General features: G+C 66.0%; 1 protein-coding gene. It reads left to right on the top strand.

The window, feature by feature from the left end; all coding sequences use genetic code 11:
• Positions 1-521, top strand: a 521-nt coding sequence (locus tag GQB03_RS22635) for a 3-hydroxyacyl-CoA dehydrogenase family protein (RefSeq protein ID WP_200832418.1), incomplete at both ends; no start/stop codon positions are given.

Below are 521 nucleotides of genomic sequence, written 5' to 3'. Positions count from 1 at the left end.
CTGGCGGCGAAGGAAGGGGCGGCCAATGGCATCGTCGACAAGGCGCTGGCGGGCCTGCGCAAGCTCGACCCGGCGCCGCTGGCGAGCCGCGACCGGGTGCGCTTCATCGAGGCGGCCAACTACGGCTCGGATCTCGAGAAGCTGCGCGAGTGCGACCTGGTGATCGAAGCCATCGCCGAGAAGATGGAATGGAAACGTGATCTGTACGCCAAGGTCGCGCCCTTCATCCGCGCCGATGCGATCTTCGCCTCCAACACCTCGGGGCTGTCGATCAACACGCTCTCGGAAGGCATGCCTGAAGCGCTGCGGCCGCGCTTTTGCGGTATCCACTTCTTCAACCCGCCGCGCTACATGGCGCTGGTCGAGCTGATTGCCACCGCCAGCACCGACGCCGCGATGCTCGACGATCTCGAAGCCTGGCTCACCACCCGGCTCGGCAAGAGCATCGTGCGCGCCCACGATACCCCCAACTTCGTCGCCAACCGCGTCGGCGTGTTCTCGATCCTCGCGGTGATGCACCA

The organism is Cognatazoarcus halotolerans, from assembly GCF_009800965.1.
Classification (GTDB): domain Bacteria; phylum Pseudomonadota; class Gammaproteobacteria; order Burkholderiales; family Rhodocyclaceae; genus Cognatazoarcus; species Cognatazoarcus halotolerans.
Note: the sequence above shows the minus strand (reverse complement) of the source record. Positions and strands in the feature narration are given on the sequence as shown.